At 42.0% G+C, this 14310-nt stretch carries 10 protein-coding genes; 8 read left to right on the forward strand and 2 right to left on the reverse strand.

The annotated features are described in order from the left end of the window. Positions 1-237 precede the first annotated feature (237 nt). Positions 238-1647 (reverse strand): type I glutamate--ammonia ligase, encoded by a 1410-nt coding sequence (gene glnA, locus DXK30_RS00970; protein WP_114700067.1) that lies wholly within the window; start codon positions 1645-1647, stop codon positions 238-240. A gap of 828 nt (positions 1648-2475) precedes the next feature. On the opposite strand from glnA, the gene DXK30_RS00975 reads away from it, so the two are divergent. The 5 genes from DXK30_RS00975 to DXK30_RS00995 all read left to right on the forward strand — a co-directional run bounded on the left by DXK30_RS00975 (position 2476) and on the right by DXK30_RS00995 (position 7040). After that, the gene (locus DXK30_RS00975) at positions 2476-3099 is read left to right on the forward strand and encodes an anthranilate synthase component II (protein ID WP_114700068.1); all 624 of its coding nucleotides are present in this window, start codon (positions 2476-2478) and stop codon (positions 3097-3099) included. A gap of 98 nt (positions 3100-3197) precedes the next feature. Further along, positions 3198-4319, forward strand: coding sequence for an anthranilate phosphoribosyltransferase (gene trpD / locus DXK30_RS00980; protein WP_114700069.1), 1122 nt, complete (start codon positions 3198-3200; stop codon positions 4317-4319). A gap of 170 nt (positions 4320-4489) precedes the next feature. Next, complete coding sequence (gene trpC, locus DXK30_RS00985; RefSeq protein ID WP_114700070.1) at positions 4490-5359, forward strand: indole-3-glycerol phosphate synthase TrpC; 870 nt, start codon at positions 4490-4492, stop codon at positions 5357-5359. A 108-nt stretch (positions 5360-5467) separates the two neighbouring features. Further along, positions 5468-6199, forward strand: a complete 732-nt coding sequence (locus tag DXK30_RS00990; RefSeq protein WP_114700071.1) for a Smr/MutS family protein — start codon at positions 5468-5470, stop codon at positions 6197-6199. Between the two features lie 208 nt (positions 6200-6407). Then, positions 6408-7040 carry a DNA-3-methyladenine glycosylase family protein gene (locus DXK30_RS00995; protein WP_114700072.1) on the forward strand — a complete coding sequence of 211 codons (633 nt, stop codon included), beginning with the start codon at positions 6408-6410 and terminating at the stop codon, positions 7038-7040. 60 nt (positions 7041-7100) lie between these two features. On the opposite strand, the gene DXK30_RS01000 is transcribed toward DXK30_RS00995, so the two are convergent. Next, on the reverse strand, positions 7101-9017 hold the full coding sequence (locus tag DXK30_RS01000; RefSeq protein WP_114700654.1) for a mechanosensitive ion channel family protein: 1917 nt from the start codon (positions 9015-9017) through the stop codon (positions 7101-7103). A gap of 464 nt (positions 9018-9481) precedes the next feature. On the opposite strand from DXK30_RS01000, the gene DXK30_RS01005 reads away from it, so the two are divergent. The 3 genes from DXK30_RS01005 to metF all read left to right on the forward strand — a co-directional run bounded on the left by DXK30_RS01005 (position 9482) and on the right by metF (position 14040). Then, a complete protein-coding gene (locus DXK30_RS01005; RefSeq protein WP_114700073.1) occupies positions 9482-11395 on the forward strand; it encodes a TonB-dependent receptor plug domain-containing protein in 1914 nt (637 codons plus the stop codon). Between the two features lie 358 nt (positions 11396-11753). Continuing rightward, entirely contained in the window at positions 11754-13178 is a 1425-nt protein-coding gene (gene ahcY, locus DXK30_RS01010; protein ID WP_114700074.1) for an adenosylhomocysteinase, read from the forward strand. A gap of 13 nt (positions 13179-13191) precedes the next feature. Further along, positions 13192-14040, forward strand: a complete 849-nt coding sequence (metF, locus tag DXK30_RS01015; protein WP_114700075.1) for a methylenetetrahydrofolate reductase [NAD(P)H] — start codon at positions 13192-13194, stop codon at positions 14038-14040. Positions 14041-14310 lie beyond the last annotated feature (270 nt).

A 14310-nucleotide genomic window follows, 5' to 3' on the forward strand; every position in this document is an offset into this window, starting at 1 on the left:
TTTACTATCGAGCATTCATTCTTATACCATTCACAAAAATTAGAGTAGCAAGGAAAACAAGTGCAAGTACTACGCATTGTAGACTAAAAGATTTTGACGCAACTAATCGTATTTTTTGGGTTTGGTATTAATCTCTTATTTTAGGATAATTATTAGTTTAAATTCCATAAAAAAACCAGCTAAGAATAACTTAGCTGGTTTTTTTGATTCAAAATAACTGAGTGCTTTAGCGACTAATTAGCAGCTGTAGTACATATCAAACTCGACTGGATGCACAGTTACATTCAGACGTTGCACTTCTTCTTCTTTCAAAGCGATAAACGCTTCTAGCATGTCTTCAGTGAATACATCGCCTTTTAATAAGAAGTCATGATCGTCACGCAGTGCTTGCAATGCAACATCTAAGCTCTCTGCAACCGTTGGGATTTGTGCTTCTTCTTCTGGTGGCAAGTCATACAAGTTTTTGTCAGCAGCTTCACCTGGATGCATTTTGTTTTGGATACCGTCAAGGCCAGCCATCAGCAATGCAGCAAATGCTAAGTATGGGTTAGCCGTTGGATCAGGGAAACGTGCTTCTACACGTACCGCTTTCGGGCTGCTCACGTGTGGAATACGGATAGATGCTGAACGGTTAGATGCTGAATAAGCAAGTTTGATAGGCGCTTCATAATGTGGTACTAGACGCTTATAGCTGTTCGTTGATGGGTTAGTAATCGCATTCAACGCACGAGCATGCTTGATAATCCCGCCAATGAAGTACAATGCTGTTTCAGACAGACCAGCATACTCATCACCAGAGAATGTGTTTACACCGTCTTTTGAGATTGACATATGTACGTGCATACCTGAACCGTTATCACCAACGATTGGCTTAGGCATAAAGGTCGCTGTTTTGCCAAACTGATGCGCAACGTTATGAACAACATATTTCAATTGCTGAACTTCATCCGCTTTACGTACCATCGTGTTGAATGCAACACCAATTTCAGACTGGCAAGAAGCAACTTCATGGTGATGAACTTCAACCGATCCTTCACCAACGATTTCTTCGATTCGTTCACACATAACAGCACGCATATCATGTGAGCTATCGATTGGTGGTACTGGGAAATAGCCGCCTTTCACACGTGGGCGATGCGCCATGTTGCCCCACTCATAAGTCTCGCCAGTCGACCATGCTGCTTCTTCAGCCGTGATTTTATGACTAACGCCAGACATATCAACTGACCATTTAACATCGTCAAATACAAAGAACTCAGGCTCTGGACCGAAGTAAGCAGTATCACCGATACCAGTAGACTTTAAATACTCTTCAGCGCGACGTGCGATAGAACGTGGGTCACGGTCATAACCTTGTAGCGTGGATGGCTCGATGATATCGCAAGTCACTACCACAGTCACCGCGTCAAAGAACGGGTCAACAAAAGCAGTTTCTGGATCAGGACGCAAGATCATATCTGACGCTTCGATACCTTTCCAACCAGCGATTGATGAGCCATCAAACATTTTGCCATCTTCCATGACATCTTCATCAACGGTATGCGCTGGGAAGCTGATGTGCTGCTCTTTGCCGCGTGTATCAGTAAAGCGAAAATCAACCCATTTAGCATTAGAGGATTGGATAAGATCTAATAGTTTATTCGACATGAATAGTCTCCGTTGTGTTGATCACGTAATTGCGATTTAAAATTATTAATATGATGTTCTTGTCCAAGAATGTCAGATGTGCTCTCAATACTAAAATAGCGCATTCGATATTATGCTTATTATCAGCACTATTTTGCGTATTAGTCAAGATGCTCATCTAAAGCGTTTACTCAATCAGACCAATATTTGTGCACATGGTCTAACATACGCCAATTCAATCCTAACGACATTCTAGCAATATACAACTCATAATACTGAACTCTTCGGGCTCTTGTTAATAATTATTTTTAGACCAGTTTTTTGGCTTTAAAAATAATCATAACAGCAATAATGCAAAGGCTATGCCAATGTATTGCCACTCTGATAACAGATATAGTTATAGATAGATTTAATTATCAATATTTACAGTGATTTATACGATTAATATCGTTATATATTAATTAATTCTCATCTAGTTCAGTTTTAAAATAGCACTTAATTAGAGCACCAGTTAAGAACTAAAAGCACTAAATTGGTGCAAATACAAGTATGTTAATTATTGAAATGCTATTTTCTGGTGCTATGCTAATATCTGAATTCATGACATTATCCCTGAGCAAACTATCCTCGTGATCGATACCATAATAAAAAATATGTTTTTACTTGGTGCTTACTTAGATAGCCTATACCCTACATTTGATAGAAAACAAAATAGTGGTAAGATAACCGCGCGCAATAACCCCCTCTGTTATAGTCATAGCTATTTATGTTTGGCAATCAAGTGACTCGATAACAGTGAGAACCAATTTTATGTTAAAAATATAATAAAACTGATAAGTTGAAGCCTTAATGATTTTGATGATCGATAATTACGATAGCTTTACGTACAATATCGTACAGTACTTCGGTGAGCTAAAGCAGGACATCACTGTCTGGCGTAATGATCAGGTCAGCATTGAGCAGATTAAAACCCTCGCACCTGATGTCATTGTGATTGGCCCAGGTCCTTGCGATCCTGACCGTGCAGGTATTTCGCTGCAAGCCATTGAGACATTTAAAGGGATTATTCCTATACTGGGTATATGCTTGGGTCATCAAGCTATCGGTCAAGCCTTTGGCGGTCAAGTGGTCAAAGCTGGGGGAGTCATGCATGGCCGCTTATCCGCTATCTATCACAACAAGCAAGGTGTGTTTGCTGGATTACCTAACCCGTCACAGGTTACGCGTTATCATTCGCTCGTCATTGATAAGATAAACCTACCAGACTGCCTTGAACTCACCGCATGGACACAAAATGCCGATGGTAGTATTGAGGAAATCATGGGTATTCGCCATAAGGCGTTTGCTGTAGAAGGTGTCCAGTTCCATCCTGAGTCCATATTGAGCGAAGCAGGTTATCAATTGCTCAATAACTTTTTACAGACTCATGGCTTGGCTACTCTGACATCCGATGAGCTACCACAAGTTGGCTAGATTTGACTAAAAGCACGTCGGTAAAAAACACTGCTTTCATAAGCCTATGCCAAATTTCACACAGATTCATATAAAAAATAATAGTAAGTGAGACCATAATGAGTACGACAAAAATAGAAGAAACGCACACGCCAGAGAGTATTGCAAAATTGTCTGATGATCAAACGCATCAATTGCTAACCACAGCTTTGGGTAGAATATTTCAACACATCGATTTAACTTTTGATGAGATGTATCAAGTGATGCTCATCATCATGCAAGGTAGATGTAGCGACGCCATGATGGGCGCTATCTTGACAGGCCTACGCATGAAGGGCGAATCCATCGACGAGATTACTGCATCTGCCAGTGCCATGCGTGCACTAGCCGCCAATATTGAACCAAAGAACTGCGATTACTTGGTAGATATCGTCGGTACTGGCGGCGATGGAGCTAACTTGTTTAATGTCTCGACTGCATCGGCATTGGTTGTTGCGGCGGCTGGTGCACAAGTTGCTAAGCACGGCAATCGCGGCGTCTCGACCAAATCTGGTAGCTCAGACTTACTTGAGCAAGCAGGTATCAGTCTTGCGCTCACGCCAGAGCAAGCAAAAGACTGTATCGAAAACCAAGGTATCGGGTTTTTATTCGCACCTAATCATCACAGCGCCATGCGTTATGCCAACCCTGTACGCCGTGAATTAAAAGCGCGTACTATCTTTAATATATTAGGCCCATTGACCAACCCTGCTGGCACGCCAAACTTAGTCATCGGTGTGTTTACCGCGCAGTTATGTGAGCCGATTGCTAAGGTGATGAAAAACTTAGGCGCACGTCATGTCATGGTAGTAGGCGCAAAAGATGGTCTTGATGAAATCAGTCTTGCGACTTCGACCACAGTCGCTGAGCTAAAAGATGGCGAGATATCAGTTTATGACATGATGCCAGAAGATGCGGGTATCGGATCTCAAACCCTTATTGGCCTTGATGTCGACTCTCCAGCACAAAGCCTTGAGTTGATTCGTGCTGCACTATCTGGAGCCGACACTCATGACCGTGCCGTACTTAAAGCACGTGATATGATTGCGCTAAATGCAGGTGCCGCGATATACACTGCAGGACTTGCCAGCAACTACCCTAACGGTGTTAGCCGAGCACAAAAAATTATTCAAAATGGCGATGCTTTACTCAAACTTGAGTCTTTAGCCAACTATACCCAACAGCTAGTCGCTCAAGGTTAACTTATAAGCACTCATATACTGTCTATAGTCAAAGACATCTAAAATGGATGCAAGGCAGCCAACCGCAGATTGTACAAGTCGTACATCTAGGACGGGCAACGCCGTAGCCGCTTAGTAGTTACTAATAGTTCTCTGACTATATTTACATTTAACGATATTCGGATACCAGTATGACCACAACTCATTCAGACATACCGTCAGTGCTACAGCGCATTGTCGCCACCAAAGTAGAAGAAGTAAAAGCCGCTCGCGAAGCATTGTCTTTAGAGGAATTGCAAGCACAGGTCGCAGCTGATGATAAACCGCGTCGAGGTTTTGCCGCGGCATTACGTGCTGCTGGCGCTAAAGAAAATGGTATCGGTATCATTGCTGAGATTAAAAAAGCATCCCCGTCTAAAGGCATTATCAATCATAACTTTACCCCTGCTCTATTTGCGCAGCAGTATGAGCAAGCGGGCGCTAGTTGTCTGTCTGTATTGACCGATCGTGATTACTTTCAGGGTGATGACAGCTACCTGATTCAAGCAGCTAATACCTCAAGTCTACCGATATTACGTAAAGACTTTATGATTGATGTCTATCAAATTTATCAATCCTACCTAATGGGCGCTGACTGCATCCTACTCATTATGGCTTGCCTAGATGATGCCCAAGTACGAGAGCTACATGCGCTCAGTATTGAGCTTGGTATGGACGTATTGATAGAAGTACATACCCAGTCTGAGCTTGAGCGTGCGCTACAATTGCCACGTTCAGTACACAATATCTACGGTATCAATAACCGTGATTTGAATACCTTTGATGTGGACCTACAAACCACGCTTGATCTTAAGAATATTTTAAACGACGCACTCGCTGCTAATAGCGCTGAACAAAAACCACTTATCGTGACCGAGAGTGGCATTCATAGCAGTGATGATATTCGTCTTATGCTAAATAATGATATTCAGCACTTTTTGATCGGTGAGCAATTTATGAAAACTGATCATCCAGGGCAAGCGTTACAATCCTTACTTGCGGGCGTCGCAGCAGACGGGTAAAGTAACTCAATAATTTATGCTTCAATAAATGCTCAATAGCTTGAACAATGTCTATGCTATATACATTGTTCAATCAACCATTCATCAATCAACGATACGTTAACTTTTATGTCAAACTCTCTGTTTTCAAAAGAAATGCAAGACCAGCTCAAAGAACTCAAAGGCCAGCTGAGCAAGGGCCGTGATACCAATTCACCTGAAGGTGAGAATCAAAAGCCAACTGAGCCGGTGTCGCTACCGACTCAAAAGCAAGTAAAAAAGACAGTTAAGCAGCTAGATAGTGAACATATCGATGACGATAAAGTTCTGTTTATGCAAGCCATGCACGGTGTCAATCAGCTAGAAGACAAAAATGTCCGCTCACCTGCCAGCGCAGTTAGAGCAGGCAAACCTGATGCAGCGACACTATCAAAACGTGCCGCAGCCCAAGGTAGTGAAGCCAGTGATCTAGGCGCAGGCTTGTCTGATATGCAAGCACTACTAAACCCAGTCGCTGCTGAAGCTTATTTGTCTTATAAGCAGCCTACACTGCAAAATAAAATCTTTGATCAACTTAAGAAAGGCAAGCTGCGTTGGTATGATGCGGTAGATATCCATGGCTGTACGATAGAAGAAGCACGCGAAGCGATGACTCAATTATTGAGCCAAGCCAAACAGAAAAACGAAACTATGGTAAAAATTGTCCATGGTAAAGGTAGTGAAGCAATTCTAAAAACCTGTATCAATGGCTGGTTGCGTCAATTGCCAGAAGTATTAGCTTTTTGCTCTGCGCCACCAAAAGATGGTGGTAACGGTGCTGTATTGGTACTGCTCAAAAAACCTAAAGCAGATGGTGAATAGATTTTATTGTTGATTCAACGGTATTAAATAAAAAGGACTGCGAATAAGCAGTCCTTTTTTTATCAATCATCCATGGCTCAGACATGGACTGTAACAATGCTTCCTTCAATGAACGCTCTCTTTAATGTACATTCCATTTGATGTTAGCTTCTCATTCTGCATTAATATATTGACTTGAGCTCCTTCTAATTAGCAAAGCGAAATCACTATGAGCATACAGACTATTGAAAACACTAACGAACTAGAACGGCAGATTGCTGCGTTGATCGTACTTGAACCGAGGTTCGCCCCTGTCTATAAGCAGGTTGGTACCCCTAACCTTAGGCATAACGCAGGTGGGTTTGAGCAGTTGATGAGAGCGATGGTCGGTCAGCAGTTATCAGTTGCCGCCGCTGCTAGTATTTGGAAACGGTTGGTTGATGCAGAATTGATCACCCCGCAAGCTATACGTGAAGCGACAGACGATACCTTAAAGAAGCAAGGATTGTCTAAGCAAAAAACTCGTTATGTACGCTCTTTAGTGGATCATGATATAGACTTTGCAGTATTGGAAGCCTTGCCAAATGAAGAAGTCATAACAAATTTAACCGCTGTTACAGGCATTGGACGTTGGACAGCTGAGATGTATTTACTATTTTCGCTAAAACGTGCAGACATACTCGCTGTCGATGATTTGGCCATTAAAGTTGCAGCCATGGAGTTGTTAGGCTTAGCAGAGCCCCCAACACCCAAGCAGCTAAAAGACTTAACTCAGCACTGGTCACCTTATCATAGTGCTGCCAGTCTATTGCTTTGGTCGTACTACGGCTCATTACGTGATAAAACCGCAGTACCTTTATAACTAATTGAGCAAAAACATAGCCAGTGTTATTCACCACTACTCATAAGAAAAGAGTCTCTTCTAAGGCTGATTCCATATAGAAAATCCAATTTTTCTTTTGGTATGTTTAAACTTACTTTTTCTTAGCATACGGCTTTTATGTTTTAGTGCTTTGAGTGCCCCACTTCGGCTTACTGTTGCCAGAGATGGATTATGCTGGCTTGGTGCATTGGCAGCGTTGCTATTGTCTTCTTCGTCTTTAGTGGTACCAACGTTTTTAGTGATATCAACACCGTCACCATTATCTATTCCGACGTTTGTTTCATTATTATTTGTATCGCTATTACTGTCTAGGCCACCCTCCTCTGTTTCAGTCGTGTTATTTTCCATATGATGTTCAAGTTCAGCCTGATTGACGATTAGCTGCTGAGTTGGCAATGCGTGCTCAACCTTATATTTTGCCACTTGATTTAATACATCGACGAATACCACGTTTTGCTTATCATAAAATTCCATCACGTCATTGGCATTAATATATGCTTGTAGCTGAATCACATAACAATCTTGACGCAGCTCTAAAATATTGACCTGATTCCATTCTTGGTTTGTTAAATAGTGCTCATTTAAGAATTCATCTAAGTCTTTTACCATCTTGAAAACGACATCGATATCAGCGGTGCGCTTCAGGTATAGCTGATGGAAAAAACGGAACATATCACGAGAAGTAAAGTTTTCAATTTGCATCGATGAAAAATCACCGTTTGGCACTGTAACAATCGTCCGCGTCAAAGTACGTACACGCGATGAGCGAATACCAATGTCGATAACCGTGCCTTCATAAGTACCAAATTTACAGTAGTCACCGATACGCACAGGTGAATCTGCGACGACGACGACACTACCAACTAAGTTTTCAATCGTCTTTTGCGCACCAAGGGCTAACGCCAAACCACCCACACCCAGTGCCGCAATACCAGTAGTCAAGTCAAAACCTAGATTGCCAAAAATGACAATCACTGCAAATATCAATAGTAGCGCTTTGACAACCTTACGTAGCAACCCCAAGATTGAAACACGCTCAGTGTAGTTTTTCTTATAGCTAAGATTTACCGCTCGGGTAAATATCGCATCGACAACTCTTAACAGTAGCCAAGTTAAGGCCAGCCAAGAGGCTATATCTGTAAAGCGATTGACTGGCTCACGCAACGTCACCGATACGCCTGCATAAACCATAACCTCTGATAGTATCAATGCCATGATGACCACAGAAAGTGGCAATATCACCTTATTGGGTAATGGCAATGGCGTACCACGCAAATATGGATAAACAATTCTTAATAAATGGTACAGCAACCATACTGCGATATAAGTGAGTACAAAACTGGTCACAATCATGGTCAGCGCAGCGACTAAGTCAGCTAACTGATAACCAAAAACTTTTTTGCCGTCTAGCGAATCAACGGTATAGCGCGATACCAAAGTCGGCTCAGTGTCCTCTATTACTTCTGGTACTGAGGTCAGCGTATCGCTAGAGAATTGCCAATATTGTTCGTTTTGTTTTGAAACTACCCTTTCGAGTAGTAACGGAACACTTCGCTCTCCGATATTAATCACACCGACATTTTCTTGGCTAGGTGGTAGTTGATCGGTTAGATTACCCTCAGGTGAATTGCTAATCTGTAGATCCGGCTGAAAACGCCCTCCTGCATCCAGTGCCTGTTTGAACTGTCGCACAACGGTCGTTGGGTTGTCAGACTTAGATAAGTTGAGATAATTACTTGCCAGCAGATAGTCATTTTCGCCCAGCGCACTGATAAATCCTTGTACCGTATGACGCGGTGTATCTCGGCCGAATGAATCAGGCAATGGCGTACTTACTGCCTCTCCACTACTATCATTACCCACTCCAAGAGCCCCCGCCTCAACAGCATAAGCACTATTTGGCAAGGCAATACTTAATAGCATAGCCAGTAACAGCATTGCGACTATAAATGGCATCTTAATAATATAATAGAACGAATGAGGCGAAGGACTGGGAGTCAGATTATGCTTGATAGACAAAACAAACCTCTTAATTTAGAAATGGCATGATAAATAACGAATGACGTCCATACTATAGTAACAATTATTTATAACAGCAGTACTTTTGATTACGCAATTTTGTAGCTAACTGTATTGGCATTTGGTTTCTTGATTTATAAACATCTTTAATAAAAGTGACGAGACATTCATAACCTAATTAAATAAAATAATTTTTAACTGACTATTTGGTAAATCCTCATGAATAACATTCAGCCTATCCTGAATAAACATTAGGTTAAAGTAGTTTATAAATCAAAGGATTTTATAGATAATAAGCGCAGTCTTACTTATATGATTTTTTTTGTAATTTTTGACATCCACTACGTCATAATAGTTACTTTTTATTTCTGCATTTTCATTTGATTACTTTGGAATCGACTATGTCTGTATCACGTGCATCTTCACGTACCTATCTTCGTTTAAGTATTTTGAGCGCGCTTGGCTTACTTGCAGTAAATACCGCAATGGCAGCCACCTCTGAAAACACTTCAATTGACGATAGTAACTTACCACAAGTTGAGCTTGACGAAATCGTAGTAACAGCGACTCGTACACCTACTAAAGTTAGCAATACGATTGCGCAAACTCGTGTAGTCAATAGTGAAGAGCTAAAACACTATCAAGGTCAAAGTGCTTTTGAAGTCCTTAAGCAGCAGCCTGGTATCAGTCATTATACTAACGGAGGCATGGGTACAGCTTCAAATTTTTACATGCGCGGTTACGATAGCAAGCAAATCTTAGTCTTGATTGATGGTGTTCGCTATAGTTCTGTTAGTAATGGTGGAGCAGCACTTAACTTATTGCCTGCCGATCAAATTGACCGTATCGAAATTTTATATGGTGCATCAGGCTCTAGTATATATGGTGCAGACGCGATGGGCGGTGTCATTCAAGTATTCACCAAAGGCGGCAATGTAGATCAAAGCAGCATGTCGGTTACTGCTGGCGTTGGCTCAAACGATCAATATTTATATGGTGCGAGTGCGCAGTTTGCTAATGATACTGGTACCACACTGAGCTTGTCAGCCAGTCATAACGAAAGCGATGGTATTAGCGCCAAACTGCCCAATGCATCTGGTTATAATAAAGATGAAGACGGGTTTGAAAGCGACAACATGAGTATTGCTATAAATCAACGTATTAACGATCAATGGCTAGCAGGCGCCAGTGCTTTATACAGCAAGTCTACTACCGATTTTGATGATGGTGATTATGATAATGCTCATGCTGACCAAGAGAACGGTAGTGCTCAAGCCTATGTAGACTGGAGGTATATGCCAGGTTCTTCATTGAAACTACAATATGGACATTCAATTGATAAGAGTGACTCTTCTAGTCAATATGGCGGGGTATTTGATACCAAGCAAGACCAAATAAGTTTAATCGGTCAACATCAGATCTCGATTGGTCAAGGTTTTTATGGGGTCGAATACCTTAACCAGAGTTTGGACAGCAGTGCATATGAAATCGATGATCGTGATGTAACCAGTGCATTTTTTGGCTACATAGTTGATATCAACCAATTCGATGGCCAAGCGAACCTACGTTATGATGACAACTCACAATACGGTGATGAAACGACTTATAACTTAGGCGGTGCTTATCATATTAGCCCTAATTGGCGTATTGGTACTAGCTATGCAAAAGGATTTCGCGCACCTACTTTCAATGATATATATCCTGGATACGGTGGTAACCCGGATCTAAAACCTGAAACCAGTGACAACTATGAAGCCTTTGTTGAATACAGCACGCCCTTACAGTCTACACGCCTAACTGGCTACTATAATGATGTAGAAGACTTGATTTCTTTTCCTGAAGGCACAGCTGTCAACGTAGATAAAGCCAAAATTAAAGGTATGTCGTTAACATCCGACTGGATTATTAATAGCTATTTGTTTGGTGGCAGCTATGACTATCAAGATGCTAAAGATAAGAGCGATTATACTGGTAGAGTAGATTTTGATCAGAATACCATCGATTATAATGGCAATTACCTTCCTTATCGCCCTGAACATAAAGGCTTAGTATATGTCGGGTACCGTCTGCCAAGTTTGGATATTCGTGCTGAGTATCAATATGTGGGCGACTATTACAGCAGAGTTGCTAACACTAAAGCTCAATCTGTGGATAGTTATGGGTTACTGAATATTAGTGGTAGCTACGAACTGACTGACAACCTATCTATGACAGCTCGTCTAAACAATATCACTAACGAAGATTATATAACAGATATTGGTTATGATACTGACGGCACTAACTTCTTCACCTCTTTAACTTATAACTGGTACTAAGCTTAAGCTAACTTAGCAATTAAAAACCTAGCGCTTAACTAAATATAAAAGGTCATCTAAAGGTGGCCTTTTTTTTATACCTATGAAAAACATACAGGTACTTATGCCATGACTGCTTATCATTTATCTCAGTCAATAGGTGACAATTAACCACTCATCTATTACAATAACGACCTCCGAGAGGTGTTGCGCCATAACAGTGATTTACTGCATTAACATTCTATAGTTATGCAATCACAGGTTATGTTAGGCTCGGTTAACTGTCGAGAGACCATATTTTTGGTCGCTCACAGCGCAAACAACGGCACCTGCGTTTTTATTCTTTTTATCATTCGTTAACCACTGATAGGAGCATATTATGGACGCAGTGTCTACTACACCATCTGCCCATACGATCGATCCCTCTTTCACTGACTATAAAGTCGCTGACATCAGCCTTGCTGATTACGGCCGCCGTGAAATTACCCTTGCTGAAGCCGAAATGCCTGCCCTAATGGGTTTGCGTCGTCGCTACGAAGCAGACCAGCCGCTTAAAGGCGCGAAAATCGCTGGCTGTATCCACATGACTATTCAGACTGCCGTACTTATCGAGACACTAGTCGCGCTAGGTGCTGAAGTACGCTGGACATCATGTAACATCTTCTCAACTCAAGACCATGCTGCTGCTGCAATTGCTGCTGCTGGTATCTCTGTTTATGCTTGGAAAGGCGAAACAGAAGAAGAGTATGAATGGTGCCTACGTCAGCAAGTACATGTTGGCGGCGAAGCATCAGGCCAACTTTGGGATGCCAACCTAATTTTGGATGACGGCGGTGACTTAACTGCTTTGATTCATAATGATTATGCTGAGCTTCTTGATAGCATTCATGGTATCTCAGAAGAGACCACTACTGGTGTACATCGTCTGGTTGAGATGCTTGCCAAAGGTACACTTAAAGTACCAGCCATCAACGTCAATGATGCGGTTACTAAGTCTAAAAATGACAACAAATACGGCTGCCGTCATAGCTTAAACGATGCTATCAAACGCGCTACCGATATGTTCCTTGCTGGCCGTCGCGCTTTGGTTATCGGTTATGGCGATGTAGGTAAAGGCTCTACACAAAGCTTACGTCAAGAAGGCATGATCGTACGTGTTTCAGAAGTTGACCCTATCTGTGCTATGCAGGCATGTATGGACGGCTTTGAAGTCTTATCACCATACATCGACGGTGACAACACGGGCGGCGCAGCCAGCATCAACAAACGTCTGCTTGAAGATACTGACATGATCGTCACGACTACTGGTAACTACCATGTTTGTGATAGACATATGTTAGCAGCCCTTAAGCCTGGTGCTGTTGTATGTAACATCGGTCACTTTGACACCGAAATCGACACTCAGTTTATGCGTGATAACTGGCGCTGGGTTGAGATCAAGCCACAAGTTCATCAAATCTTCCGCTCAGACGATGAGAACGATTATTTGATCTTGCTTGCTGAAGGTCGCCTAGTAAACCTAGGTAACGCTACTGGTCACCCATCACGCGTTATGGACGGCTCATTTGCCAACCAAGTATTAGCTCAAATGTATCTGTTCGAAGAAAAATTCGCTGATTTGCCAGCTGACCAACGTACTGACAACTTATACGTAAAAGTACTGCCTAAGAAATTAGACGAAGAAGTGGCCGCTGCGATGGTTGCAGGCTTTAACGGCACTTTAACCAAGCTAACTGAAAAGCAAGCTGAGTATTTGGGTGTGCCAGTTGAAGGTCCATTCAAGCCTGACGCTTATAAATACTAAAAGGAGCCTGACTGTGAGTAAGCCTGCTTTCTCCTTTGAGTTCTTTCCTGCAAAGACCGAGCAAGGTCACGAAAAGCTTCTCAGCACTTATGATGAGCTTAATAAGTTGTCACCCGCTTATTTTTCGGTAACTTATGGTGCGGGCGGTTCAACTCGTAGCCGCACCTTAGATATCGTACAGGCACTAAGTGCGCGTGGTACCACTGAAATCGCGCCGCACATGTCTTGTATTGGCGATGACAAAAGTGAAATCGCTGAATTGCTCGAGTATTATAAGACTTTAGGTATTAGACGTTTAGTAGCGCTACGCGGCGACTTGCCATCAGGTCAGGTGGGCATGGGTGAACTACCATTTGCGGTAGATTTGGTAAAGTACATTCGTGAGCATTCGGGTGATCACTTCCATATCGAAGTGGCCTCCTACCCTGAAATGCACCCACAAGCGCGTAGCTTTGAGTTTGATATCGATAACTTGGTAAATAAATACCAAGCTGGTGCCAATGCGTCGATTACTCAGTTTTTCTACAACGCTGACAGCTATCTGTACTTGCGTGATAAGTTAGAGAAACGCGGTATTGACACAGTAGCTCAGCCTTTGGTCGCTGGTATCATGCCAATTACCAATTCAAGCAATCTCTTGCGTTTTGCTGATAGCTGTGGCGCCGATATTCCGCGCTATGTACGTAAGCAGTTGACGGATTTTGGTGATGATCGTAAAGCTATTCGTGAGTTTGGCTTTGATGTGGTTTATCGTTTGTGTGAACGCTTGATTGCCGAGGGCGTACCTGCCATGCATTTTTATAGCATGAACAAAGTTGAGCCAAACAAACGCTTAGTAGAAGCATTGGGATTGATTGCTTAAATTTGTAAGCATTCTAAAATACCCCTTCATCATTCCTGAATACATTATTAATGACTGGCGCTTCTAGGAGCGCCAGTTTTTTATTGGCAGAAAATACGTTTTGACCGCTGATAACTCATAGAACACACTCTATCTTAATTAATTTTTTATCCTTCCTTCACTATGCAATAATGTTATTTACAGAAAAAATGCTGTTGTGGCACAAGAACTCTTATAAAAGCTATACCATTAGCCAAATCAAATGATATTCTATTGCCCTAATAATAATTA

Origin of the sequence: Psychrobacter proteolyticus, from assembly GCF_003350005.1 — a bacterium.
Lineage (GTDB): Bacteria > Pseudomonadota > Gammaproteobacteria > Pseudomonadales > Moraxellaceae > Psychrobacter > Psychrobacter proteolyticus.

Coding starts and splice junctions, on each gene's coding strand:
- glnA (WP_114700067.1), bottom strand. CDS start 1,647: ATGTCGAATAAACTATTAGATCTTATCCAATCCTCTAATGCTAAATGG.
- DXK30_RS00975 (WP_114700068.1), top strand. CDS start 2,476: ATGATTTTGATGATCGATAATTACGATAGCTTTACGTACAATATCGTA.
- trpD (WP_114700069.1), top strand. CDS start 3,198: ATGAGTACGACAAAAATAGAAGAAACGCACACGCCAGAGAGTATTGCA.
- trpC (WP_114700070.1), top strand. CDS start 4,490: ATGACCACAACTCATTCAGACATACCGTCAGTGCTACAGCGCATTGTC.
- DXK30_RS00990 (WP_114700071.1), top strand. CDS start 5,468: ATGTCAAACTCTCTGTTTTCAAAAGAAATGCAAGACCAGCTCAAAGAA.
- DXK30_RS00995 (WP_114700072.1), top strand. CDS start 6,408: ATGAGCATACAGACTATTGAAAACACTAACGAACTAGAACGGCAGATT.
- DXK30_RS01000 (WP_114700654.1), bottom strand. CDS start 9,017: ATGCCATTTATAGTCGCAATGCTGTTACTGGCTATGCTATTAAGTATT.
- DXK30_RS01005 (WP_114700073.1), top strand. CDS start 9,482: ATGTCTGTATCACGTGCATCTTCACGTACCTATCTTCGTTTAAGTATT.
- ahcY (WP_114700074.1), top strand. CDS start 11,754: ATGGACGCAGTGTCTACTACACCATCTGCCCATACGATCGATCCCTCT.